At 66.1% G+C, this 22,572-nt stretch carries 26 protein-coding genes; 17 read left to right on the top strand and 9 right to left on the bottom strand.

The annotated features are described in order from the left end of the window. Window positions 1-29 precede the first annotated feature (29 nt). The 6 genes from ACLBYA_RS21105 to ACLBYA_RS21080 all read left to right on the top strand — a co-directional run bounded on the left by ACLBYA_RS21105 (window position 30) and on the right by ACLBYA_RS21080 (window position 5,249). Window positions 30-497, top strand: a complete 468-nt coding sequence (locus tag ACLBYA_RS21105; RefSeq protein ID WP_447711393.1) for a DUF779 domain-containing protein — start codon at window positions 30-32, stop codon at window positions 495-497. 31 nt (window positions 498-528) lie between these two features. After that, entirely contained in the window at window positions 529-2,097 is a 1,569-nt protein-coding gene (locus tag ACLBYA_RS21100; protein ID WP_447711392.1) for an ABC transporter substrate-binding protein, read from the top strand. A gap of 91 nt (window positions 2,098-2,188) precedes the next feature. Beyond that, the gene (locus tag ACLBYA_RS21095) at window positions 2,189-3,085 is read left to right on the top strand and encodes an ABC transporter permease (protein ID WP_447711520.1); all 897 of its coding nucleotides are present in this window, start codon (window positions 2,189-2,191) and stop codon (window positions 3,083-3,085) included. Then, window positions 3,086-3,880, top strand: coding sequence for an ABC transporter permease (locus tag ACLBYA_RS21090; RefSeq protein WP_447711391.1), 795 nt, complete (start codon window positions 3,086-3,088; stop codon window positions 3,878-3,880). Window positions 3,881-3,909: 29 nt separating this feature from the next. Further along, window positions 3,910-4,644 (top strand): ATP-binding cassette domain-containing protein, encoded by a 735-nt coding sequence (locus ACLBYA_RS21085; protein WP_447711390.1) that lies wholly within the window; start codon window positions 3,910-3,912, stop codon window positions 4,642-4,644. Continuing rightward, a complete protein-coding gene (locus tag ACLBYA_RS21080) occupies window positions 4,641-5,249 on the top strand; it encodes an ABC transporter ATP-binding protein (RefSeq protein WP_447711389.1) in 609 nt (202 codons plus the stop codon). The genes ACLBYA_RS21085 and ACLBYA_RS21080 overlap by 4 nt, the downstream gene beginning before the upstream one ends. On the opposite strand, the gene ACLBYA_RS21075 is transcribed toward ACLBYA_RS21080, so the two are convergent. Genes ACLBYA_RS21075 through ACLBYA_RS21065 form a run of 3 tightly spaced genes read right to left on the bottom strand, consistent with a single transcriptional unit; the run spans window position 5,227 to window position 7,859 of the window. Further along, a complete protein-coding gene (locus tag ACLBYA_RS21075) occupies window positions 5,227-6,093 on the bottom strand; it encodes a cyclopropane mycolic acid synthase family methyltransferase (protein ID WP_447711388.1) in 867 nt (288 codons plus the stop codon). The genes ACLBYA_RS21080 and ACLBYA_RS21075 overlap by 23 nt on opposite strands. Continuing rightward, entirely contained in the window at window positions 6,090-6,962 is an 873-nt protein-coding gene (locus tag ACLBYA_RS21070; RefSeq protein ID WP_447711387.1) for a cyclopropane mycolic acid synthase family methyltransferase, read from the bottom strand. Before ACLBYA_RS21070 ends, ACLBYA_RS21075 begins: the two co-directional genes overlap by 4 nt. 21 nt (window positions 6,963-6,983) lie before the next feature. Then, complete coding sequence (locus ACLBYA_RS21065) at window positions 6,984-7,859, bottom strand: cyclopropane mycolic acid synthase family methyltransferase (RefSeq protein ID WP_447711386.1); 876 nt, start codon at window positions 7,857-7,859, stop codon at window positions 6,984-6,986. A 158-nt stretch (window positions 7,860-8,017) separates the two neighbouring features. Here ACLBYA_RS21065 and lpdA point away from each other — a divergent pair, with 158 nt between their 5' ends. Beyond that, complete coding sequence (lpdA, locus tag ACLBYA_RS21060; protein ID WP_447711385.1) at window positions 8,018-9,412, top strand: dihydrolipoyl dehydrogenase; 1,395 nt, start codon at window positions 8,018-8,020, stop codon at window positions 9,410-9,412. A gap of 10 nt (window positions 9,413-9,422) precedes the next feature. Next, window positions 9,423-9,698, top strand: a complete 276-nt coding sequence (locus ACLBYA_RS21055; RefSeq protein WP_447711384.1) for a hypothetical protein — start codon at window positions 9,423-9,425, stop codon at window positions 9,696-9,698. Between the two features lie 68 nt (window positions 9,699-9,766). On the opposite strand, the gene ACLBYA_RS21050 is transcribed toward ACLBYA_RS21055, so the two are convergent. Beyond that, the gene (locus ACLBYA_RS21050; protein ID WP_447711383.1) at window positions 9,767-10,312 is read right to left on the bottom strand and encodes a carboxymuconolactone decarboxylase family protein; all 546 of its coding nucleotides are present in this window, start codon (window positions 10,310-10,312) and stop codon (window positions 9,767-9,769) included. Beyond that, a complete protein-coding gene (ramB, locus tag ACLBYA_RS21045) occupies window positions 10,309-11,727 on the bottom strand; it encodes an acetate metabolism transcriptional regulator RamB (RefSeq protein WP_447711382.1) in 1,419 nt (472 codons plus the stop codon). The genes ACLBYA_RS21050 and ramB overlap by 4 nt, the downstream gene beginning before the upstream one ends. A gap of 63 nt (window positions 11,728-11,790) precedes the next feature. Here ramB and ACLBYA_RS21040 point away from each other — a divergent pair, with 63 nt between their 5' ends. The 4 genes from ACLBYA_RS21040 to ACLBYA_RS21025 all read left to right on the top strand — a co-directional run bounded on the left by ACLBYA_RS21040 (window position 11,791) and on the right by ACLBYA_RS21025 (window position 16,079). Continuing rightward, the gene (locus ACLBYA_RS21040) at window positions 11,791-12,588 is read left to right on the top strand and encodes an acyl-ACP thioesterase domain-containing protein (protein WP_447711381.1); all 798 of its coding nucleotides are present in this window, start codon (window positions 11,791-11,793) and stop codon (window positions 12,586-12,588) included. A 238-nt stretch (window positions 12,589-12,826) separates the two neighbouring features. Next, on the top strand, window positions 12,827-14,113 hold the full coding sequence (aceA, locus tag ACLBYA_RS21035) for an isocitrate lyase (RefSeq protein WP_447711380.1): 1,287 nt from the start codon (window positions 12,827-12,829) through the stop codon (window positions 14,111-14,113). A gap of 120 nt (window positions 14,114-14,233) precedes the next feature. Beyond that, window positions 14,234-15,088, top strand: coding sequence for a 3-hydroxybutyryl-CoA dehydrogenase (locus ACLBYA_RS21030; RefSeq protein ID WP_447711379.1), 855 nt, complete (start codon window positions 14,234-14,236; stop codon window positions 15,086-15,088). A 118-nt stretch (window positions 15,089-15,206) separates the two neighbouring features. Beyond that, entirely contained in the window at window positions 15,207-16,079 is an 873-nt protein-coding gene (locus ACLBYA_RS21025; protein ID WP_447711378.1) for a cyclopropane mycolic acid synthase family methyltransferase, read from the top strand. A 27-nt stretch (window positions 16,080-16,106) separates the two neighbouring features. Here ACLBYA_RS21025 and ACLBYA_RS21020 read toward each other — a convergent pair whose 3' ends face one another. Further along, window positions 16,107-16,979 carry a polyphosphate kinase 2 family protein gene (locus ACLBYA_RS21020; RefSeq protein WP_447711377.1) on the bottom strand — a complete coding sequence of 291 codons (873 nt, stop codon included), beginning with the start codon at window positions 16,977-16,979 and terminating at the stop codon, window positions 16,107-16,109. Window positions 16,980-16,985: 6 nt separating this feature from the next. Then, window positions 16,986-17,702: a TetR/AcrR family transcriptional regulator gene (locus ACLBYA_RS21015; RefSeq protein WP_447711376.1), complete on the bottom strand. Its 717-nt coding sequence runs from the start codon at window positions 17,700-17,702 to the stop codon at window positions 16,986-16,988. A gap of 62 nt (window positions 17,703-17,764) precedes the next feature. Here ACLBYA_RS21015 and ACLBYA_RS21010 point away from each other — a divergent pair, with 62 nt between their 5' ends. From ACLBYA_RS21010 to ACLBYA_RS20990, 5 genes are all read left to right on the top strand, one after another. Next, window positions 17,765-19,054: a DUF445 domain-containing protein gene (locus tag ACLBYA_RS21010; protein WP_447711375.1), complete on the top strand. Its 1,290-nt coding sequence runs from the start codon at window positions 17,765-17,767 to the stop codon at window positions 19,052-19,054. 86 nt (window positions 19,055-19,140) lie between these two features. Beyond that, a complete protein-coding gene (locus ACLBYA_RS21005; RefSeq protein WP_447711374.1) occupies window positions 19,141-19,560 on the top strand; it encodes a helix-turn-helix domain-containing protein in 420 nt (139 codons plus the stop codon). A 10-nt stretch (window positions 19,561-19,570) separates the two neighbouring features. Then, window positions 19,571-20,179 carry a heparin-binding hemagglutinin gene (locus ACLBYA_RS21000; protein ID WP_447711373.1) on the top strand — a complete coding sequence of 203 codons (609 nt, stop codon included), beginning with the start codon at window positions 19,571-19,573 and terminating at the stop codon, window positions 20,177-20,179. 55 nt (window positions 20,180-20,234) lie between these two features. Then, the gene (locus ACLBYA_RS20995; RefSeq protein ID WP_447711519.1) at window positions 20,235-20,516 is read left to right on the top strand and encodes a DUF2516 family protein; all 282 of its coding nucleotides are present in this window, start codon (window positions 20,235-20,237) and stop codon (window positions 20,514-20,516) included. Next, a complete protein-coding gene (locus tag ACLBYA_RS20990; protein ID WP_447711372.1) occupies window positions 20,517-20,912 on the top strand; it encodes a DUF2599 domain-containing protein in 396 nt (131 codons plus the stop codon). Here the strand turns inward: ACLBYA_RS20990 and ACLBYA_RS20985 are convergent, their stop codons facing one another. After that, window positions 20,913-21,761, bottom strand: coding sequence for an LmeA family phospholipid-binding protein (locus tag ACLBYA_RS20985; RefSeq protein WP_447711371.1), 849 nt, complete (start codon window positions 21,759-21,761; stop codon window positions 20,913-20,915). Beyond that, entirely contained in the window at window positions 21,758-22,564 is an 807-nt protein-coding gene (locus ACLBYA_RS20980; protein ID WP_447711370.1) for a carbon-nitrogen hydrolase family protein, read from the bottom strand. Before ACLBYA_RS20980 ends, ACLBYA_RS20985 begins: the two co-directional genes overlap by 4 nt. Between the last annotated feature and the right edge of the window lie 8 nt (window positions 22,565-22,572).

Genomic DNA, 22,572 nt, shown 5'->3' with positions numbered 1-22,572 from the left:
CATTCATACCGTGCGCGTAGCCTGGGGACATGACCAGCCGAGCCCTGATCACCGCCGCGGCCGCCGAGCTGCTGAGCAAACTGCAGAATCAGCACGGCGCCTTGATGTTCCACCAGTCCGGCGGATGCTGTGACGGGTCCTCGCCGATGTGTTACCCCGACGGCGATTTCATCGTCGGTGATCGCGACATCCTGTTGGGGGTGCTCGACGTGGGTGACGGCGTGCCGGTGTGGATCTCCGGCCCGCAGTTCGATGTCTGGAAGCACACCCAGTTGATCATCGATGTGGTGCCCGGCCGGGGCAGCGGGTTCAGCCTGGAGTCGCCGGAGGGTAAACGATTCCTGAGCCGGGGCAAGGTGTTCACCGATGCGGAGAATGCCGAACTGGGCGCCCCGATCACCGGCGCCGCCTATCAGGCCGGCACGCGACCGGCGGATACCGAGACCCGGATCGTCGCCGAGGCCGCCGAGGCCTGCCCGGTACCGACCTCACGCTGAATTTTTCTCTTTCATGTGTTCAGATGGACACATGAAATATCTGGTGCTCGCAGCGTCGGTTGCCCTGCTCGCGGGTTGTGGCAGCGCGCCGACCCAGGACACCGCGAGCGATCAGATCGTGCTGTCCGACGGCTACGAGCTCGGCGGCTACAACCCGGTCAACGGTTACGCCGAGACCGGCGTCTCCCCGCTGTACGACGGGCTCTACCGCCCGGCCGCCGATACCGACACCACCATCCCCGAGCTCGTCCCGGCCCTCGCCGACGCCGAGCCCGAACCCGCCGGCCCGAAACGCTGGCGCATCCCGCTGCGCACCGGGGTGGTCTTCTCAGATGGCAGCGCCCTGGACTCCGCCGATATCGTCGCCACCTACGACGCGGTGCGCGACCCGGCCGTCGCCTCGGAGATCTCCACGTCCATCGCGCCGATCGTCAATCTGTCCGCCGACGGCCTCGACGCGGTGACCGTGGAACTGAACACCGCCGCCGACCCGCGGCCGTACCTGCTGCTCGGGATCCTGCCCTCGGAGAGGATCGAGGCCAAACCCGCCGCCGACTGGGCGGTGAACACCGAACCGGTGGGCACCGGCCCCTACCGGCTGGAGAGTCTGCGCCCCGACCAGGCCGTGATGGTGGCCCGCGACGACTACTGGGGCGACGCCGCCCAGCTCAAACGGGTCGTCTACAGCTACACCCCGGACGACAATGCCCGTGCCCAGGCCATGGTGTCCGGCAGTGCCGACGGCACCAACCTGCCACCGCGGTTGGTCGAGTCCATCAAGCGTGACGGTATCGAGACCGTCGGGGTGGAATCGGCCGACTGGCGCGGTATCGCGCTACCCGCCGGCAACGCCTTCACCGCCGACCCGGCGGCGCGACTGGCGATGAACCTCGGTGTCGACCGCGAGGCGTTGGTGCGCGACGTCCTGGTCGGGTACGGCCGGGTGGCCAGTACACCGGTGGGCGCCGTCTACGGCTCTGCCTACAACCCCGACGCCGAATTCGCCTTCGACACCGCTCGGGCCCAACAGCTCCTCGATGACGCCGGTTGGCGGCCGGGCGCCGGTGGTATCCGTGAGAAGGATGGTGCCACAGCCAGTTTCGAACTGCTCTACAACGCCCAGGACACCCTGCGGCGTGACCTCGCGGTCGCCTACGCCGCCGCGATGAAACCCCTGGGCATCGATATCCGCCCGCGCGGTACCAGCTGGGACGAGATCGACACCCGGTTCGGCGACGCCGCGGTGGTGCTCGGCGGCGGCTCCACCCCGTACAGCATCGACCAGCAGGTCTACGACACGCTGCACACCCGGGTGCCGGAGTCCTCGCCGTACTCGAACCCGGGCAACTTCACCGCACCCGGGCTCGACGAACTGCTGGAGCAGGCGGCCGCCGCCCCAACGGGTGCACAGAAGGACGACCTGTACCGCCAGATCCAGAGCACTTACCTCGCCGAGCCGTCGCACGTGTTCCTGGTGTTCCTCGACCACGCCTACGGTTACCGGGATCTGGGCTGGAAGCAGTCCGCGCCGATCCTGGAACCGCATTCGCACGGCGTCGGCTGGGGGCCGTGGTGGAACCTAGCTTCTTGGAAGAAATGAGCCGACTGGAAGAGATGACGTGCATGTGCTGAGGCTGTTGGGGATTCGGCTGGCGGTCGCGGTCCCGCTGACCGTCGCGATCTCGGCGGCGATGTTCTGGCTGGCCTCGCGCTCACCCTTCGATCCGCTGGCGGCGTATCTGGGCGGGCGCTATCAGTTCGCCACCGAATCGCAACGCGCCGCGATGCGCGCGGCCTACGGCACCGATATGCCGTGGTGGCAGGCCTGGTGGCAGTGGGTCTGCGGGGTGTTCCGCGGCGATCTGGGGTTCTCGTCGACGCAGTCGCAAGCGGTGACCACGGTTCTCACCGAGCGGATGCCCTTCACCCTGGTGCTGTCCGGTAGCGCGCTGATCACGGCCGCGCTACTGGCGATCGTGTTGGGCTTTGTCGCGGGCATGCGCAGCGGCGGCTGGATCGACCGGCTGTGCACCGGATTCTCGGTGACGTTCGCCGCAGTGCCCCCGTTTGTGGTGTCGCTCGGGTTGGTGGTCGTGGTGGCCGTCGGGTTGCGTTGGCTGCCCGCCTCGGGTGCGGCGGCCCCGGGCGACGACTACACCGTGGCCGGGGTGCTGCGGCATGCGATCCTGCCGTGGATCGCGCTGACCGTGTCGATGATCCCGTGGCTGCTGCTGACCACCCGCACCGCAGTGATCGACGCCGCCGAATCCGATGCGGTCCGCGGCGCCCGGGCCCGCGGTGTGCACGGTCTGGCGCTGCTGCGCGGGCACATCGCGCCGGTGTCGGTGCTGCCGACGCTGGCGCTGCTGGGCACCCGGCTACCCGAGCTGATCGCCGGGGCGGCCATCGTCGAAACCGTCTTCGGCTGGCCGGGAATGGCCGCGGTGCTGGTGGAATCGGCTGCCGCCCTGGACTTCCCGTTGCTGGCGGCGCTGACGGTGGGTGCCGCGCTGGCGGTACTGGCCGGGTCGGCGCTCTCCGATGCGGCGGCCGTCGCGATCGACCCGCGGATCAGGATGGTGGCATAGATGCGGACTCCGTGGATCGTGCTGGGGCTCATTGCCATTGCCGCCCTCGGCATACCGGCGGTGGCCGGCGAGCAGGTCGCCGATTTTGCCGCGGCGCTTCGCCCGCCGGGCCCCGCGCACTGGGCGGGCACCGACCATTCCGGTTACGACCTGCTGGTGCGGACAGCCGAGGGGCTGCGGGTCTCGCTGTTGATCGCCGCGATCTGCGCGGTGGTCGCCACCGCACTGGGGCTGGTCATCGGGGTGACCGCGGCACTGCTCGGCGGTTGGTTCGACGCTATCGTGATGCGGCTGGTCGACGGGTTCAACGCACTGCCGCATCTGGTGGTCGGCATCGTCATCGCCGCCATGTGGCGGGGCGCCCCGCTGGCCATCATCGCCTCGATCGCGCTGACCCACTGGCCGGCGGTAGCCCGCGTGGTGCGGGCCGAACTACTCGCGGTCACCGATGCCGGCTGGGTGCAGACCTCCCGGTTGGCCGGTGCCTCACGCTGGTTCGTCGCCCGGCGGCATCTGTTGCCGGCGGTCACCGGGCAGGCGCTGGTCGCGATGGTGATGCTGCTGCCGCACGCGGTCTGGCACGAATCGACGCTGTCCTTCCTCGGGGTGGGGCTGTCCCCGGATCAGGCCAGCCTGGGCACGTTGCTCAGCCAGGCACGCGGGGATGTGCTGACCGGCGCGTGGTGGACATTGGTGTTCCCGGCCGCCGCGCTGATCGTGACCGCGCTCGCATTTGCGGCGGCCGGCAACGCGACCCGGGAACGGCACCGGCCACCGGTGGGGCACGTGTGGTGACCGGGGCGAGCGCAGCGAGGGGGGATCAGATGAGCGCATCGTTGCAGGAGTTCACCGTCGACATCGTCGACCGGGTGCTCGACGGGGTGGATCTGCTCCTCACCGGCGGCCGGGTCACCGCACTGGTCGGTGAATCCGGTTGCGGTAAATCGCTTGTCGCCGCGGCGCTGTGTGGGTTGCTGCCGCCCGGCTCGCGGGTCACCGGACGGCTGACGATCGGCGACCGCGAGATCGACCACGGTGACGAGACCGCGTGGCGTGCCCTGCGCGGTCACCGTATCGGCATGGTGCCGCAATCGGCCGCGACGTCGTTCACCCCGGTGCGCACCTTGGGATCCCAGCTCGCCGAGGTGTGCACCCGATTGGGCGCCGACCGTACACCCGCCCAACTGTGCGAGGCCGTCGCATTGACCCCGGACACATTGGACCGCTATCCGCATCAGCTGTCCGGCGGGATGGCCCAGCGCGCGGCGATCGCCGCGGCGTTGGCCGGCCGACCGGAACTGCTGCTGGCCGACGAGCCCACCTCGGCGCTGGACCCGGATAACGCCGCGCTGATCTGGCGGCTGCTCGGCGAGGCCGCGGATGCCGGGGCTGCCGTCCTGGTCATCACCCACGACATGCGGTCGCTGCTGCGGGCGCAGGTGTGCGCCGATATCGCGGTGATGACCAAAGGCGCCATCGCACAGCAACTCCCGCTGGCCGAGGCGCTGGCCAGTACCGACCCCTATACCCGTGCGCTGTTGCGGACGGTGCCGGCATGATCACCGCCACGGGTATCACCGTCCGGTTCGGCGGCGCCACGGTGCTCGACGCCGTCGACCTGCAGGCACCGGCCGGTGTGGTCACCGGGGTGACCGGGCCGTCGGGCAGCGGTAAGACGACCCTGCTGCGCGTATTGGCCGGCCTGCAGAAGCCTACCGAAGGGCAGCTGAGCTACGCCGGAGAACCTGTGCCGCCCAAGGGTTCTGTCGCCCTACTGGCGCAGCATCCACGGCTGGTGTGCAATCCGCGCTGGACACTGGGTGACGTCATCGCCGAGCCGGCGGTCATCGTCGGCGAGCAGCCCGACGTCCCGGCCATCGCCGAAGCCGTGGGACTGGATGCCGCTCTGCTGGAACGCTATCCCGGCCAGGTCAGCGACGGTCAACTGCAACGGGCCTGCCTGGGCCGGCTGCTGGTGCAGCAGGCGCGCACGGTGCTCTGCGACGAACCGACCGCGATGCTCGACCCGATCGCGGCGGCCTCGGTGGTGGGACTGTTACGTCAGGTCGCCGGCGATGGTGCCACCGTGGTGCTGGTCAGCCATGATCCGGATCTGGTTGCTGCGCTTTCCGATTCGAAGATCACACTGGCTTGTGGTAGCTGACCAGGTTGACGTCGAGCATCTCGTCGGCGAAGTAGTCGCGGCACCCGGTCAGATACTTCATGTACCGGTCGTAGACCTCTTCGGACTGGATTGTGATGGCTTCATCCCGGTGCGCGGCGAGTGCATCGGCCCACATGGTCAGCGTCCTGATGTAATGCGGGCGCAGTGACAGGCATTCCGGCACGACAAAACCGGCCTTCTCGCCATGGGCGATCATCATGTCGGCGGTCGGAATCCGGCCGCCGGGGAAAATCTCGGTGATCATGAACTTGATGAAGCGGGCCGTCTCGAAGGACAGCTTCTTACCGCGGGCACGCAGATCTTCGGGGCGGTACCCGGTGCTGCTCTGGATGGTCATCTTGCCGCCGGCGGGCAACAGGTCGAAACACTGGGCGAAGAAGGCGTCGTAACGTTCGAACCCGAAATGTTCGAAGGCCTCGATGGATACGATCGCGTCGACCGGCTGGTCGAACTCCTCCCAGCCCTTGAGCAGCACCTGACACGTGCGGCCGCTGTCCAGTCCGTCGAGGAGATTCTGGGTGTAGGCCTGCTGGTTGCGTGACAGCGTGAGCCCGATGACGTTGACGTCGTAGTGCTCGACAGCGCGCTTGGCGGTGGCGCCCCACCCACAGCCGATGTCCAGCAACGTCATTCCCGGCCGCAGGCCCAGCTTGTCCAGGTTGAGGTCGATCTTGGCCACCTGCGCCTGTTCCAGGCTCAGGTCATCGGGCTCGAAGTAGGCCGAGCTGTAGGTGCGGCTGGGATCCTGGAACAGCCCGAAGAAGTCGTCGGACAGATCGTAATGGGCCTGGATGTCCTCGAAATGCGGCTGCATGTCCGTCATTTGGTGCTCTTCTCCAAGGTGAACTGCACAACGTCGGTCTGCCGTTTGCGGAATGTCTCGGCGCATCCGGTGAGGTACTTCATGTAGCGGTCGTAGACCTCTTCGGACTGGATCGTGATGGCCTCGTCGCGGTGCTCCTGCAGGGCCTGCGCCCAGCGGTCGAGTGTGATGGCGTAGTGCGGCTGCAGCGACTGCTCGCGCGTCAGCTCGAAACCGCCTGCCGCCGAGACCTCCTCGACCATCTCGATCGACGGCAGTCGCCCGCCCGGGAAGATCTCGGTGATGATGAACTTCACGAACCGGGCCAGTTCGAAGGTGACCGGAATGCCCTCTTCCTTCGCCTTGGCCGGGTTGAAGGCACAGATGGTGTGCAGCAGCATCACGCCGTCGTCCGGTAGCGCCTGGTGGGTCATCCGGAAGAAGTCGGGGTAACGGTCGAACCCGAAGTGCTCGAAGGCCCCGATGGACACGATCCGGTCGACGGGTTCGTTGAACTGTTCCCAGCCTTGCAGCAGGACCCGGCGGTCACGGTTGGAGTCCATGGCGTCGAAACTGGCCTGCACGTGTTCGGCCTGGTTCCTCGACAAGGTCAGGCCGATGACGTTGACGTCGTATTTCTCCACGGCGCGGCGCATGGTGGCGCCCCATCCGCAGCCGATGTCGAGCAGCGTCATACCTGGTTGCAGGCCCAGTTTGTCCAGCGCCAGATCGATCTTGGCCAGTTGGGCTTCTTCCAGGGTCATGTCGGGGCGTTCGAAATACGCGCAGCTGTAGGTCTGCGACGGGTCGAGGAAGAGTCGGAAAAACTCGTCGGACAGGTCGTAATGGGCCTGGACGTCCTCGAAATGTGGGGTCAGATTCTCAGGCATGAGTGCCTTCCTGGCCGGGGCTCAGCCTCTGGCGGTCTTCTCCAGCGTGAACTGCACGACGTCGATCTGGCCGTTGCGGAACAGATCGGCGCAGCCGGTGAGGTACTTCATGTACCGGTCGTAGACCTCTTCGGACTGGATCGCGATGGCCTCGTCGCGGCGCGGACCGAGCGTCGCGGCCCAGCGGTCCAGGGTCGTGGCGTAGTGGGGTTGCAGCGAATGCTCACGGGTCAGGGTGAAACCGCCCTCGGTCGCGTGCTCCTGCACCATCTCGCTGGACGGCAGTCGCCCGCCCGGGAAGATCTCATCGATCATGAACTTCGCGAAGCGGACGCTGTCCATGGTCAGCGGGATGCCCAACTCCCGGACCGTCTCGCGGCTGAAGTTGCAGATGCTGTGCAGCAGCATGACGCCGTGGTCGGGCAGCGCCTCATAGGTCATCCGGAAGAAGTCGCGATACCGGTCGAACCCGAAGTGCTCGAACGCGCCGATCGACACGATCCGGTCGACGGGTTCGTTGAACTGCTCCCAGCCCTCCAGCAGGACCCGGCGGTCACGGTTGGAGTCCATGGCATCGAAGCCGGCCTGCACGTGCTCGGCCTGGTTTTTCGACAGCGTCAGGCCGACGACGTTGACGTCGTATTTCTCCACGGCGCGACGCATTGTGGCGCCCCAACCGCAACCGATGTCGAGCAGCGTCATGCCTGGTTGCAGGCCCAGTTTGCCGAGCGAAAGGTCGATCTTGGCCAGTTGGGCTTCTTCCAATGTCATGTCAGCCCGCTCGAAATAGGCGCAGCTGTAGGTCTGCGACGGGTCCAGGAACAACCGGAAAAACTCGTCTGACAGGTCGTAATGGGCCTGGACGTCCTCGAAATGAGGAGTCAGGTGCTTCGGCATAGGGTTCGCCTCTCTGGTCGCGGCGCGACGCATCTAAAGGTATTCGGGGCAGCCGAAGACTCGGATGGGATTTTGCTCGATTGAGGCTACCCAGATTGCTCGGCGGCCAATCCCGGTCGCCATCCGACGCGCGCACAACCGGAGATAAGGTGGTGTCCGTGACCCACTATGACGTCGTCGTACTCGGAGCAGGCCCCGGCGGATATGTGGCGGCCATCCGTGCTGCCCAACTCGGCCTCAACACCGCGATCGTCGAACCCAAGTACTGGGGCGGCGTCTGCCTGAACGTCGGGTGCATCCCGTCCAAGGCGCTGCTGCGCAATGCCGAACTTGCGCACATTTTCACCAAGGAAGCCAAGACCTTCGGCATCTCCGGGGAGGCCAGCTTCGATTTCGGGGCCGCCTTCGACCGCAGCCGCAAGGTCGCCGACGGCCGGGTCGCCGGGGTGCACTTCCTGATGAAGAAGAACAAGATCACCGAGATCCACGGGTACGGCAAGTTCACCGATGCCAACTCGCTGACGGTCGACCTGAACGACGGCGGCACCGAGCAGGTCACCTTCGACAACGCGATCATCGCGACCGGGTCCTCGGTGCGTCTGGTGCCGGGTACCTCGCTGAGCGAGAACGTGGTCACCTACGAGAAGCAGATCATGACCAAGGAGCTGCCCTCCTCGATCATCATCGCCGGCGCCGGTGCCATCGGCATGGAGTTCGCCTATGTGCTGAAGAACTACGGCGTGGACGTCACCATCGTCGAGTTCCTGCCGCGTGCGCTGCCCAACGAGGACGCCGAGGTCTCCAAGGAGATCGAGAAGCAGTACAAGAAGCTGGGTGTGAAGATCCTGACCGGCACCAAGGTCGAGTCCATCACCGACGCCGGTTCCGAGGTCACCGTCGTGGTGAGCAAGGACGGCAAGACCGAGGAGCTCAAGGCCGACAAGGTGCTCCAGGCCATCGGTTTCGCCCCGAACATCGAGGGCTACGGCCTGGAGAACACCGGGGTGGCGTTGACCGACCGCAAGGCCATCGATATCGATGACCACATGCGCACCAATGTGCCGCACATCTACGCCATCGGCGACGTCACCAGCAAGCTGCAGCTCGCCCATGTCGCCGAGGCCCAGGGCGTGGTCGCGGCCGAGACCATCGGCGGTGCCGAGACGCTGACCCTGGGTGACTACCGGATGATGCCGCGCGCCACGTTCTGCCAGCCGCAGGTGGCCAGCTTCGGCCTCACCGAGGAGCAGGCCAAGGCCGAGGGACATGACATCAAGGTCGCCAAGTTCCCGTTCACCGCGAACGGTAAGGCGCATGGTCTGGCCGACCCGACCGGCTTCGTCAAGCTGATCGCCGACACCAAGTACGGTGAGCTGCTCGGCGGGCACCTGATCGGACCTGACGTCTCCGAGTTGCTGCCCGAGCTGACGCTGGCACAGAAGTGGGACCTGACCGTCAACGAGCTGACCCGCAACGTGCACACCCACCCGACCCTGTCGGAGGCGCTGCAGGAAGCCATCCACGGCCTGGCCGGCCACATGATCAACTTCTGACGGGGGCCGCGTGCCGTCACGGGCAGTGATCGTCGCCGCCATCGGCGGACTGGTGATCGGCCACATCCTGTGGTTGATCGCCATCTCGCTGGCGATCAACACCAGTGACGTGCCGTTCTGGGTGCTGATCGTCTCCGGTGTCATCGTTGTGCTGGCGGCCGCGGTCGCGGCGCTGGGCTGGCGGGCCTACCGCCGCAAGGATCAGGTGTGGACCGCGTTCCTGTGGTCGGTGCCGGTGGCGCCGGTCTTGCTGACCCTGACCGTGCTCGGCGTGACTTACCTGTAAGTATCGAGACGCCGCGTAGCGCATTTGTCACAATGAGCCGGTGGGGGTCGGGGCGACGGCCGAGCCGTCTAATCCGGAAAGTCCAGCGGGATCCGCAGCGTCTCCATGGTGGCCGCCAGCGCATCGTATTGCCCTGCGAGCGTGCAGAATTCGATGATCTGCGCGCGGTTGTAGAGCTTGGACAACGCCGTCCAGGTCTCGGCCGACATGGACCGCGTGACGACGAACTCGTCGGTGGCCGTGATGAGCACCCGCTGATGTGGGGCCAGTCCCTCGGCGTCGGGACCTTCGAAGATGGCGGCCTGGACGTCCGCGCCGAGCCCGCGGCTGCGGGCCAGCCGCCGATGCTGCTGCAGCTCGTACTCGCAGTTGCGCAGGTGCCCGACCCGCAGGATCACCAGTTCGGCGTCCTTGCGGTCCAGCTTGCCCGCATACAGCAGGTAACCGGAGAACGGCAGCCAGGCCAGGAACAGCAGCCGGTGCTGGCCGAGCACGTTCATCAGGTGGAACTTCGGCGCCCGGATCCGGTTGGCGCCGACCTTGGCGATGGCCCAGTTCAGCGGGCCGAGCTCGCGGAGGCCGCCCGGTGGGATACGTACTTCGGAATCTGTCATGTCTGCTTCACCAGATACGGGGACACCGTGCTGCGGTGTTCGTCGAGGTCGAGTGCCTTGCCCAGGGCCGGGAACGCACGTTGCGGGCAATTGTCACGTTCGCAGACCCGGCAGCCGGCGCCGATCGGGGTGGCCGAGACATTGGGGTCACCGGTCAGATCCAGCCCTTCGGAGTAGACCAGCCGGTGCGCATGGCGGAGTTCACAGCCCAGGCCGATCGCGAACGTCTTACCCGGCTGACCGTACCGCGCCGCCCGCCGTTCCACGGTGCGCGCCACCCACATGTAATTGCGGCCATCGGGCATCTGGGCGATCTGCACCAGGATCTTGCCCGGGTTGGCGAAGGTCTCGTACACGTTCCACAGCGGGCAGGTGCCCCCGCTGGAGGAGAAATGAAAACCGGTCGCGGACTGGCGTTTTGACATGTTCCCGGCGCGGTCGACGCGGACAAAGGACAGCGGGACGCCGCGCATGTCGGGGCGTTGCAGGGTGGACAGCCGGTGCGCGATCGTCTCGTAGGAGACCGCGTAGAACGCCGACAGCCGCTCGACGTCGTAGCGGAAGTCGCCGGCGACATCGTGGAACTGCCGGTACGGCAGCACGATGGCCGCGGCGAAGTAGTTGGCCAACCCGAGCCGGGCCAGTGTGCGGGACTCGTCGCTGGTGAAGTGTCCGTCGTCGACCAGCTTGGCGATCAGGTCACCGAACTCGAGGTGCCCGAGTTCGGCGGCGAGCTTGAACACGTACTGCCCGCTGGACAGGTGGCCCCCGAGTTCCATGGTCCGGGTCTCGGGGTCGAAGCGGTGCAGCACGCCCTCACCGAGATCGTTGCGCCGGATGATGCGCACCCCGTGCACCCGGGTCAGCCGGTCGGACAGTTCGCGGGTGAGTTCGGCGCGGTGCATCCGCATCCGGATGGTCAGGTCCTCGGCGGCGGTATCGAGTTCGTGCAGGTAGTTCTGCCGCTGATAGAAGTAGTCGCGGACCTCCTCGTGCGGCATGGTGATCGATCCGGCGCCGGTGCTGGTGCGGCCCTCGGTGGCCGCGGCCAGCCGGGTGGTGGTCAGCCGATAGCGCTGGTGCAGGCCGACCATGGCCCGGGCGATCGCGGGGTGGGTGCTGACGATGTCGGCGAGTTCGGCGGGGTCGATATCGATGTCGAGGTCGCGGTCCAGGGTGACCTCGCGCAGCTCGGCGACCAGTCGGGTGTCGTCCTGGGAGGCGAAGAATCCGGCGTCCACCCCGAACACCTCGGTGATGCGCAGCAGCACCGCCACGGTCAGCGGCCGGACGTCGTGCTCGATCTGGTTCAGGTAGCTGGGGGAGATGTCGAGCATCTGGGCCAGCGCGGCCTGACTGAAGCCCCGCTCCCGGCGGAGCTGGCGAACCCGCGATCCGACGAAGGTCTTGGCCACCAGAACAGCCTAGTCAGACCTGTAAAGGTTGGCTTTGCATTATTCGCAGACCATATTGGAGCCATGACCGGCTTGGCCAAGACCATGATGCCCGTGCCCGATCCGCACCCCGATGTCTTCGATACGCAGTGGCCGCTGCGGGTAGCCGATGTCGACCGTGCGGGCCGGCTGAAGTTCGACGCCGCGACCCGGCACATCCAGGACATCGGATCGGATCAGCTGCGCGAGATGGGTTACGAGGAAACCCATCCGCTGTGGATTGTGCGCCGCACCATGGTCGATCTGATCGAGCCGATCGAGTTCAAGGACATGCTCCGGCTGCGGCGGTGGTGTTCGGGCACGTCCAACCGGTGGTGCGAGATGCGGGTACGCATTGAAGGCCGGCGGGCGGGGCTGATGGAATCCGAGGCCTTCTGGATCAACATCAATCGGGAGACCCAGGGGCCCGCCCGGATCTCGGACGACTTCCTGTCCGGACTGCGCCGCACCACCGAGGTGGACCGGCTGCGGTGGAAGGCCTACCTGAAATCCGGCGCCCGCGAGGATGCCGACGAGATCCGCGCCTACCCGGTGCGGGTCAGCGATATCGACATCTTCGACCACATGAACAACTCGGTGTATTGGAGCGTCGTCGAGGACTACCTCGGCAGTCGACCCGAGCTGCTGAAGGAACCGCTGCGGGTCACCATCGAACACGATCTTCCTGTGGCACTCGGCGATCAGCTGGAGATCATCCGGCACACCCACCCGGCCGGATCGACCGACAAATTCGGTACCGAGCTCACCGACCGGACTGTTACGACGCTCACATATTCGGTCGGCGCCGAGACCAAAGCGGTCGCCAGTATCTTCGCGCTGTGATCGCGAAGCTTTAACAGTACGGGCGTACTGACCAGCGGAAACCACCTACCGGCCAGTAGCTTCTGAACCGGTAAAGCTTCAGAAAACCTTCGCAAGCTTTGCAAATTGGCAGCGTTGGTTGGAGAAAATTGGCAGAAGAAACGAGTGGACCTGCGGATATCGGATAGGGCATCCTCGACTCATCAGCTCAGTGAGGTCGCTGCAGCGTTAACAAAAATAATGATGAGAGGGAGTTGCCATGTCCACCGTTGGCACGCCGAAGAGCCCGGAACAGATCCAGCACGACTGGAACACCAACCCGCGCTGGAAGGGCATCGAGCGCACCTACACCGCCGAGGACGTTGTGGCGCTGCAGGGCCATGTCGTCGAGGAGAGCACGCTGGCCCGCCGCGGCGCCGAGGTGCTGTGGGATCAGCTGCACAACATGGACTACGTCAACTCGCTCGGTGCGCTGACCGGCAACCAGGCCGTGCAGCAGGTGCGCGCCGGCCTCAAGGCCATCTACCTGTCCGGGTGGCAGGTCGCCGGTGACGCCAACCTGTCCGGCCACACCTACCCCGACCAGAGCCTGTACCCGGCCAACTCGGTGCCGCAGGTCATCCGTCGCATCAACAACGCGCTGCTGCGCGCCGACCAGATCGCCAAGGTCGAGGGTGACACCTCGGTGGAGAACTGGCTGGCCCCGATCGTCGCCGACGGCGAAGCCGGCTTCGGCGGCGCGCTGAACGTCTACGAACTGCAGAAGGCCATGATCGCCGCCGGTGTCGCCGGTTCGCACTGGGAGGACCAGCTGGCCTCGGAGAAGAAGTGTGGCCACCTCGGTGGCAAGGTGCTGATCCCGACCCAGCAGCACATCCGCACCCTGACCTCGGCCCGTCTCGCGGCCGACGTCGCCGACGTCCCGACCCTGGTCATCGCCCGCACCGATGCCGAGGCCGCCACCCTGATCACCTCCGACGTCGACGAGCGCGATCAGCCGTTCATCACCGGTGAGCGCACCAACGAGGGCTTCTACCATGTCCGCAACGGTGTCGAGCCCTGCATCGCCCGCGCCAAGGCCTACGCCCCGTACTCCGACCTGATCTGGATGGAGACCGGCACCCCGGACCTCGAGCTGGCCAAGAAGTTCGCCGAGGCCGTCAAGGCCGACTTCCCGGACCAGATGCTGGCCTACAACTGCTCGCCGTCGTTCAACTGGAAGCAGCACCTGGATGACGCGACCATCGCCAAGTTCCAGAACGAGCTCGGCGCGATGGGCTTCAAGTTCCAGTTCATCACGTTGGCCGGCTTCCACGCCCTGAACTACTCGATGTTCGATCTGGCGCATGGCTACGCGCGTAACCAGATGAGCGCCTACGTCGAGCTGCAGGAGCGCGAGTTCGCTGCCGAGGAGCGCGGTTACACCGCCACCAAGCATCAGCGTGAGGTCGGCGCCGGCTACTTCGACCGGATCGCCACCACCGTCGACCCGACCAGCTCGACCACCGCGCTGGCCGGTTCCACCGAAGAGGGCCAGTTTCACTGAGCGAAGCGAAGTGAAACCCGACGGGTTGCGTCACTAATTCGGCCGTCCAACAGTATTGATAACGTCAGGCCTCGTCCGCGTCTCGCGGGCGGGGCCTGACGCCATGTATAGGGAGATTCTGTGAGCATTGAGCGGGTGGGCGTCATCGGCGCCGGGCAGATGGGCGGCGGTATCGCCGAGGTGTGTGCCAAGGCCGGCGCCCAGGTCGTGGTGTACGAGCAGGCCGAGCAGTTCCTGACCGCGGGCAAATCGCGGATCGAGGCATCGCTGGAGCGTGCGGTGGCCAAGGGCAAGTTGGAGGCCGCCGACCGGGACGCGACGCTGGCCCGGCTGTCCTACACCACGGATATGACCGTCCTCGCCGACCGTCAGCTGGTCATCGAGGCGATCGTCGAGGACGACACGGTCAAGACGAAGGTCTTCGCCCAGCTCGACGAGATCGTCAGCGATCCCGACGCGGTGCTGGCGTCGAACACCTCCAGCATCCCGATCATGAAGATCGCCGCCGCCACCAAGAACCCGCAGCGGGTGCTCGGTCTGCACTTCTTCAACCCGGTGCCGGTGCTGCCACTGGTCGAGCTGATCTCCACCCTGGTCACCAGCGATACCGCCATCGAGCGCACCCAGCAGTTCGCCGCCGATGTGCTGGGCAAGCAGGTCGTGCGCTGTGGGGACCGGTCCGGTTTCGTCGTCAACGCCCTGCTGGTGCCCTACCTGCTGGCCGCCGTCCGGATGGTCGAATCCGGTTTCGCCTCGGTCGAAGATGTCGACAAGGCCGTGGTCGGCGGTCTGTCGCATCCGATGGGGCCGCTGCGGTTGTCGGATCTGGTGGGCCTTGACACACTGAAACTCATCGCGGACAAGATGTACGAGGAGTTCAAGGAGCCGCTGTACGGTCCGCCGCCGCTGCTGTTGCGCATGGTGGAGGCGGGGCAGCTGGGCAAGAAATCGGGCCAGGGCTTCTATTCGTACTGAGAGCGCGCAGAATAGTTAGCCAGTCTAACATAGGGTACAGTCGTACGATGCGGTGCCGGGGGCGCCAGTCGGGGGTCTCGACCGCATTGAATACATGAACACAAAGGGTTTTCTTCGTATGTCAAAAGTTGAGTCCGAACTGGAGCCGTACTACGAGGAGTCGCAGTCGATCTACGACATCTCGAACGACTTCTTTGCGCTGTTCCTCGGACCCACGATGGGCTACACCTGCGGGTACTACGAGCGCGATGACATGACGCTCGACGAGTCGCAGAACGCCAAGTTCGACCTGGCGCTCGGCAAGCTCGCCCTGGAGCCCGGGATGACCCTGCTCGACGTCGGCTGCGGCTGGGGTGGCGCGCTGGAGCGCGCGCTGATCAACCACGACGTCAACGTCATCGGCATCACCCTGAGCAAGGCGCAGTCCGACTACGCCCGCGCGCGACTGGCGAAGGTCAAGACCGACCGCACCGTCGAAATCCGTTTGCAGGGTTGGGAAGAGTTCAACGAGCCCGTCGACCGCATCGTGTCGATCGGCGCGTTCGAGGCCTTCAAAGCCGAGCGGTACCCGCTGTTCTTCGAGCGTGCCTACGAGATCCTGCCCAACGACGGCCGGATGCTGCTGCACACCATCCTGGCCCACACCCAGGCGTTCTTCCGGGAGAACGGCATCAAGCTGACCCTGAGCGACCTGAAGTTCATGAAGTTCATCGGCGAGGAGATCTTCCCCGGCGGGCAGCTGCCTGCCGTCGAGGACATCGAGAAGCTGGCCGCCGACTCGGGGTTCACCCTGGAGCGCATCCACCTGCTGCGTCCGCACTACGCCCGCACGCTGGACATGTGGGCGGCGAACCTGGAGGCCGCCAAGGACGAGGCGATCGCCATGCAGGGCCAGGAGGTCTACGACCGGTACATGAAGTATCTGGTCGGTTGCGCCGACTTCTTCCGCCGCGGCATCACCAATATCGGCCAGTTCACGCTGGTCAAGTAGCCGAATCGCGCACACTTCGGCGCGAGATCAGGCCTGAGCCAGCCGCTTCTTCTCGGCCTCGACGTCGAACTCGGCCGGCGGCCAGCTCAGGTCCAGGCCCTTGATGGCCTCGATCAGCAGCTCGAGCACGGCAAGACGGCTGTACCACTTCCGGTTGCACGGCACGATGTGCCACGGCGCGTAATCGGTGGAGGTCTTGTCGAGCACGGCCTGATAAGCATCTTGGTAGAGCGGCCATTTCAGCCGCTCGTCGATATCGGCCGGGTTGTACTTCCAGTACTTGTCGGGTCGGTCCAGTCGCTCGGCGAGGCGCTGCTTCTGTTCCTCCAACGAGACGAACATGGCGACCTTCACGATGGTTGTGCCGCCGTCGACGAGTTCCTTCTCGAAGGCGTTGATCTCGTCATAACGGGCGCCCCACACATCCGGTGGCACCAGGTTGTGCACCCGAACGATCAGCACGTCCTCGTAATGCGACCGGTCGAACACGCCGATGTGCCCGGCCGCGGGCAGTGCCTTGTTGATCCGCCACAGGTAGTGGTGCGACAGCTCCTCAGGAGTCGGCTTGCCGAAGCTGGTGTACTGGATGCCCTGCGGATTGCCCGCTCCGACAACATGTTTGACGATCCCGCCCTTGCCGGCGGTGTCCATGCCCTGCAGTACCAGTAGTACCGAACGCCTGTCGCCGCTGCGGCTGTTGGCGTACAGCATCTCCTGCAGCCCCGCGAAGCGTTCGCCGCGTTCGGCGGCCAGTGCGGGCGCGTCGGACTTTTTCCCGGTGAACCCCGGGGTGGCGTCGGCGTCGATCTCGGAGACCTTGTCCCCGGGTCGGAACCGCAGATACGTATGCGGCTCATGGCTCCACAGTTTGGGCAGATCCGAGGTCTTGTCAGCGCTCACAACGTGTCAGTCAAGCAGGTGTGGCGGCAGCGCGGGGGACGGATGTGCCTGCGAGTTGAACTTCTCCAGCGATCCGCCGACCTCCACGATGCCGCGCAGCGCGCTCCAGGACAGCATCGTCAGATAGTCGATCAGCTGCTCGGTGCTCATCCGGGGATTCGACATCCATGAGTGGGTGGCCAGCTGCACGCCGCCGACGATGTGAAACGCCCAGGTCTCGGCGCCACCGGTGTCCATCCCCACCGACTGCATGCGGCGACGCAGCATCACCGCGAGCATGCGGGCGATGATCTGCTCGGAATCGTTGATGGCCTTTGTCCGGCTGGCCGAACTGTTGGACATGACGAACCGGTACGGCTCGGGTTCGGATGCCACGGTGTCGACGTAGACCCGGATGACCTCGCGTACCAGCGTGTAGCCGTCCAGGTTCGACGACAGCGCCGCGGCCATGTTGGGGATCAGGGTGGTCTGGGCGAACCGCATCATCACCGCGGTGGTGAGGTCGTTCTTGTCGACGAAGTAGCGGTAGAGCACCGTCTTGGAAACGCCGATCTCGGCGGCGATCTCGTCCATGCTGACGTTGGCCCCACGAATGCGGATGGCCTCCAGCGTGCCGTCCACCAGCTCGTTGCGTCGTTCGACTTTGTGCTGGTGCCAGCGTCGTTTGCGGCCGTCGGTTTTCACCGCCGCCGAGCTCTGCTGTGCCACAGTCGTGAGATCCATTCACTAGGTCGTCTTGATACTACGGTGGACGGGCCGGTGGCGCCGTAGCGGATGATGGGGGAGTGGTGCACACGAGTTTCGCTGAGTCGCTGGCCGGAGCCGACTCCGCGGCCGATCAGGAGCGGCAGCGCGCGCTGCGCCGGATGAAGGTCGTCGCGCTCGGCTTCCTGGTCGGCGCGACGGTGATCTTCCTGGTCTGCACCTGGCTGCAGTCTCGTGGCGCGGCACCCTGGGTCGGCTACGTCCGGGCGGCCGCGGAGGCGGGCATGATCGGTGCGCTCGCCGACTGGTTCGCGGTCACCGCGTTGTTCAAACACCCACTCGGCATCCCGATCCCGCACACCGCGATCATCAAGCGCAAGAAGGATCAGCTCGGCGAAGGGCTGGGCACCTTCGTGCGGGAGAACTTCATGTCTGCCGAAGTGGTGTCCACCAAGTTGCGTGATGCCGATGTGGCGGCCCGCACCGGCAAGTGGCTCGCCGATCAGCGCAACGCCCAACGGGTGGCCGCCGAGGTGTCCACGGTACTGCGGGTGCTCGTCGAGATGCTGCGTGACGAGGACGTCCAGCAGGTGCTGGACCGGATGATCGTCAAACGCATCGCCGAACCAAAATGGGGCCCGCCGATCGGTCGGGTGCTGTCCAGCCTCCTCGACGAGGGCCGGCAGGAGGCGTTGCTGCAGTTGCTGGCGGACCGGGCCTTCCAATGGTCACTGAACTCCGGCGAGGTGATCGAGCGGGTCATCGAGCGGGATTCGCCGACCTGGTCACCGCGCTGGGTGGACCATCTGGTCGGTGACCGGATCCACCGGGAGCTGATGGATTTCACCGACAAGGTGCGCCGCGACCCGAATCACGAGCTGCGCCGGTCGGCCACCAAGTTCCTGTTCGAGTTCGCCGACGATCTGCAGAACGACGACGCCACGATCGCGCGGGCCGAGAACGTCAAGGAACAGATCATGGCCCGCGACGAGGTCGCCCGGGCCGCCGAGACAGCCTGGTCGGCGGCCAAACGCATCGTGCTGGAATCCGTCGACGATCCGTCCTCGACGTTGCGCGCCCGGGTCGCCGACACCGTGGTGCGCATCGGGGAGTCGCTGCGCGACGATGCCGAGCTGCGCGACAAGGTCGACAACTGGATCATCCGGGCGGCGCAGCACCTGGTTGCCCAGTATGGGACGGAGATCACAGCGATCATCACCGAGACGATCGAGCGCTGGGATGCCGACGAGGCGAGCCGCCGGATCGAGCTGCATGTCGGCCGTGACCTGCAGTTCATCCGGATCAACGGCACCGTGGTCGGGGCGCTCGCGGGTCTGGTCATCTACTCGGTGGCGCAGCTACTTTTCTGAGACTGCTAGCAGAGTGCTTGCAATTGTTAGCACTCGCTCGTACCGTGGTTTTTGTCAGCAGAAACCCGACGATTCGAGGGCTCAGCATGTCGCAGGACGAAAATCTTGCCGCCGTGGTGAGCAACGCTGCCTCCGATATCGGCAGCTACATCCGGGCTCAACGCGAAGCGGCGCAGGTGTCGGTGCGTCAACTCGCCGAGAAGGCCGGGGTCAGCAACCCCTATCTCAGTCAGATCGAGCGGGGACTGCGCAAACCGTCGGCTGATGTGCTCAATCAGATCGCCAAGGCACTGCGTGTCTCCGCCGAGGTGCTCTACGTGCAGGCCGGGATCCTCGAACCCAGCGAAGGCAGCGCGGTCCGGGACGCGATCGTCACCGATATGGCGATCACGGAACGGCAGAAACAGGTGCTGCTCGACATCTACACGTCGTTCTGTCAGCAGAACGAAGCCGAAGCAGAAGACGAAGCGGACGAACCGCCCACTGCGCAACCGTCCACCATCTGAAAGGAAAGCCATGACCGAGAAGACCCAGCCCACCATCGATGACCTCAAGGCCCCGCTGCTCGCCGCCGTCGGCGCCGCCGACCTGGCCCTGGCCAAGGTGAACGAGATCGTCGAGACCCTGCGTGACCGTGCCGGCGACGCCCGCACCGATGCCGAGACCCGCGTCGAGGAAGGCCGCGCCCGGCTGACCAAGCTGCAGGAGGATCTGCCCACCCAGTTCGACGAGCTGCGCGACAAGCTGACCTCCGAGGAGCTGCGCAAGCTGGCCGACAAGTACGCCGACGAGGCCACCAGCCAGTACAACAAGCTGGTCGAGCGTGGCGAGGCCGCCCTGGAGCGGCTGCGCAACCAGCCGGCGCTGGAAGAGGCCGCCTCGCGCGTCGAAGAGGTCACCGACCAGGCCGTGGAGCTGACCCAGGATGCGTTGGGTACCGTCGCCACCCAGACCCGCGCCGTCGGCGAGCGCGCCGCCAAGCTGGTCGGTGTCGAGCTGCCGAAGAAGGTCGAGAAGGCCGCCCCGGCCAAGAAGGCCCCGGCCCGCAAGGCCGCCACCCCGGCCGCCAAGAAGGCCGCCCCGGCCAAGAAGGCCGCGCCGGCCAAGAAGGTCACCCAGAAGTAGTTCTCGGCGCCTACATTCGCCAACTCGAATGGCACCCGCTTAGGCTTGCAGTGTGATGCTTGCAAACCTGGCGGGTGCCATTCTGCTTGTGCTGGTGGGAGTCGTGGTTCTGGTTGGCGTGTACGCCTTCGTGCACGCGGCGATGCAACGCCCTGACGCGTATACCGCGACCGGCAAGCTGACCAAGCCCGTGTGGCTGTTGATCCTCGGCGGCGGGGTGCTGGTGGGGCTGTTGCTGCGCGACGCGTTCGGTGCCGCGATCTGCGCCTGCGCCACCGGTGTGTACCTGGTGGATGTGCGGCCCAAACTGTTGGAGATCCAGGGAAAGTCGCGCTGAATGCGCGCCGTTGCCGTCGCACTCTGCGCGGCAGGGCTGCTCGTCGGCGCCGCCCCTGCTGCTCAAGCCGAACCGACGTATATCGACCACACCGAATGGGTGCAGTGGGGTGACCTGAAGAGCCTGCGGGTCTATCCGAGCGTCACCGGCCGCACCCAGGCAGGCATCCCGGGCACCATCGCCGCCCAGGATCAGGCCTGGGCCGAGGTGCTGATGTTCGCGCCGGAAGCCGAAATCCCGGGTATGCGTTCACAATTCAACTGCCACTGGCAGTTCGCCGAGTTCATCGAGCCGGGTAAGAGCAGCTGGAACCTGGAGCCCTGGCGGCCCGTGGTCACCGATGCCGAACTGGTGGCCGCCGGCTGTAACCCCGGCGGCAGCGAGGAACCCTTCTAGTTACGGCAACCCGGCGAAGCACGGGTCGCCACCGCTGCCGCTGCGTCCCGGCGGCATGACGCCGTTGCGGGTGGAGAACTTGGCGACCACACCGGTATCGGTGACCTCGACGCTGTCGGCATGGATGCCCATCGGGTAGTTCTCGGTCATCTGCGCCAGAAAGGCGTCCAGCGCGGGCTGCACGCTCTCGCGCGGCAGCACGAAGCCCAGACCGGTCAGCTGTTCGACGGTCAGGGTCAGCTCCTGATCACGCACCTCCGGCTTGGCCACGATGCTGCCGAGGGTGCCCTGCAGTTCGATTGTGCCGGCGGACGGGTTGGTGGTCACTCCGTTGACGAAGCTGCCGACCAGCGGGACCGCGTTCTGGATGGTCCGCTTGATGCCGTCGGAGGACCAGGTGATTGTCGCGTCCAGGGCGCCGACGGTGCCCGGCGATTCCGGGTTGCCGGTCACCCGGACATCGTTGATGACGATCTCGGCCTTCATGCCCTCGGCCTCGCGGATGCGGTTGCCCGCCGTCACCGCGGTGATGTTGTTGTAGTTCTTCGCGAAGTGCTGCAACAGGAACGGCCGCGCGCCGAACGACACGTCGACGGTGTCCTGGACGACGCAGGAGGTCACGCGCGAGACGGTGTCATCGGCGATCTTGCGGGCGATCAGCTCGGCGCCGACCGCACCGGCCAGCGCCAGCGCACCGACGATGACCACCACCAGCACGATCGACAGCGGATCGCGGAACAGGCCCTTGAGCTTGTCCGATTTCGACTGCACCGGTTCGGGCTGCGCCGGATCCGGCACGAGCGGGGGCGGCGGCACCTCGTTGGTGGGGCGGGCCCAGGGATCGGTCACGGGTTCGATTGTGCCTTAGCGAACTGCGTCCGGTTACGCAGCACCGCGATGGTCTCCCGGGCCTCGGCGGCGCCGTCAAGATCGATATCGGCCACCACCAGCTGCGGATCGGCTTCCGCGGCGGCCAGGATCTGCCCGGTCGCCGAGGCGATCAGGCTGCCGCCGACACCGGTCGGGCCCTTTGCGGCGATCTCGTCGCCCGGATAGGCCTGATCGACGGCGGCGACGATGCCGGTGGTGTCGATGGCCCGGGCCCGGGCCAGCAGGGTCCACTGGTCGAGTTTGCCCGGTCCGGTGCCCCACGAAGCGTGCACCGTGATCAGCTGTGCGCCGCGATCGGCGAGGTCCAGATAAAGCTCGGGAAACCGCACGTCGTAACACAGCGTCAGGCCCACCCGGACGCCGTTGACCTCGATGACGGTCGGCTCCGATCCCGGTGCCACCGTCTTGGATTCGGCGAAACCGAACGCGTCGTAGAGGTGGATCTTGTCGTAGTACGCGTCGACGTCGGGCCCGGCCGCGATCAGGGTGTTGGTGACGCGCCCGTCACCCGACGGGCAGAACATGCCGGCCACCACGGTGATGCCGGTGGCCGTCGCGACTCGGCGCACCCCGTCGGCCCACCGGCCGTCGCGCGGTTGGGCCACCGGTGCCAGCGGCACCCCGAACCGGCACATGGTCGCCTCGGGGAACAGCACCAGCTCGGCGCCGGCATCGGCGGCGTGGCGGCTGTAGTCCTCGACGAGCTCCAGATTGGCCGTCGGGTCGGTGCCGGACCGGATCTGTGCCAGGGCAATCCGCATGTCTGCAG

It is taken from the genome of Mycobacterium sp. C31M (assembly GCF_053345865.1).
The sequence above is the reverse complement of the archived record's forward strand: the minus strand, read 5'-3'. Positions and strand labels throughout refer to the sequence as shown.

Bases quoted from the DNA above. Each gene is read 5' to 3' on its own strand.
- ACLBYA_RS21085 (WP_447711390.1), top strand. From the start codon at position 3,910: ATGAGCGCATCGTTGCAGGAGTTCACCGTCGACATCGTCGACCGGGTG.
- aceA (WP_447711380.1), top strand. From the start codon at position 12,827: ATGTCCACCGTTGGCACGCCGAAGAGCCCGGAACAGATCCAGCACGAC.
- ACLBYA_RS20990 (WP_447711372.1), top strand. From the start codon at position 20,517: ATGCGCGCCGTTGCCGTCGCACTCTGCGCGGCAGGGCTGCTCGTCGGC.
- ACLBYA_RS21095 (WP_447711520.1), top strand. From the start codon at position 2,189: ATGTTCTGGCTGGCCTCGCGCTCACCCTTCGATCCGCTGGCGGCGTAT.
- ACLBYA_RS21075 (WP_447711388.1), bottom strand. From the start codon at position 6,093: ATGACGGACATGCAGCCGCATTTCGAGGACATCCAGGCCCATTACGAT.
- ACLBYA_RS21000 (WP_447711373.1), top strand. From the start codon at position 19,571: ATGACCGAGAAGACCCAGCCCACCATCGATGACCTCAAGGCCCCGCTG.
- ACLBYA_RS21100 (WP_447711392.1), top strand. From the start codon at position 529: ATGAAATATCTGGTGCTCGCAGCGTCGGTTGCCCTGCTCGCGGGTTGT.
- ACLBYA_RS21065 (WP_447711386.1), bottom strand. From the start codon at position 7,859: ATGCCGAAGCACCTGACTCCTCATTTCGAGGACGTCCAGGCCCATTAC.
- ACLBYA_RS21015 (WP_447711376.1), bottom strand. From the start codon at position 17,702: ATGGATCTCACGACTGTGGCACAGCAGAGCTCGGCGGCGGTGAAAACC.
- ACLBYA_RS21070 (WP_447711387.1), bottom strand. From the start codon at position 6,962: ATGCCTGAGAATCTGACCCCACATTTCGAGGACGTCCAGGCCCATTAC.
- ACLBYA_RS21050 (WP_447711383.1), bottom strand. From the start codon at position 10,312: ATGACAGATTCCGAAGTACGTATCCCACCGGGCGGCCTCCGCGAGCTC.
- ACLBYA_RS20995 (WP_447711519.1), top strand. From the start codon at position 20,235: ATGCTTGCAAACCTGGCGGGTGCCATTCTGCTTGTGCTGGTGGGAGTC.
- ACLBYA_RS20980 (WP_447711370.1), bottom strand. From the start codon at position 22,564: ATGCGGATTGCCCTGGCACAGATCCGGTCCGGCACCGACCCGACGGCC.
- ACLBYA_RS21005 (WP_447711374.1), top strand. From the start codon at position 19,141: ATGTCGCAGGACGAAAATCTTGCCGCCGTGGTGAGCAACGCTGCCTCC.
- ACLBYA_RS21040 (WP_447711381.1), top strand. From the start codon at position 11,791: ATGACCGGCTTGGCCAAGACCATGATGCCCGTGCCCGATCCGCACCCC.
- ACLBYA_RS21025 (WP_447711378.1), top strand. From the start codon at position 15,207: ATGTCAAAAGTTGAGTCCGAACTGGAGCCGTACTACGAGGAGTCGCAG.
- ACLBYA_RS21105 (WP_447711393.1), top strand. From the start codon at position 30: ATGACCAGCCGAGCCCTGATCACCGCCGCGGCCGCCGAGCTGCTGAGC.
- ACLBYA_RS21090 (WP_447711391.1), top strand. From the start codon at position 3,086: ATGCGGACTCCGTGGATCGTGCTGGGGCTCATTGCCATTGCCGCCCTC.
- ACLBYA_RS21080 (WP_447711389.1), top strand. From the start codon at position 4,641: ATGATCACCGCCACGGGTATCACCGTCCGGTTCGGCGGCGCCACGGTG.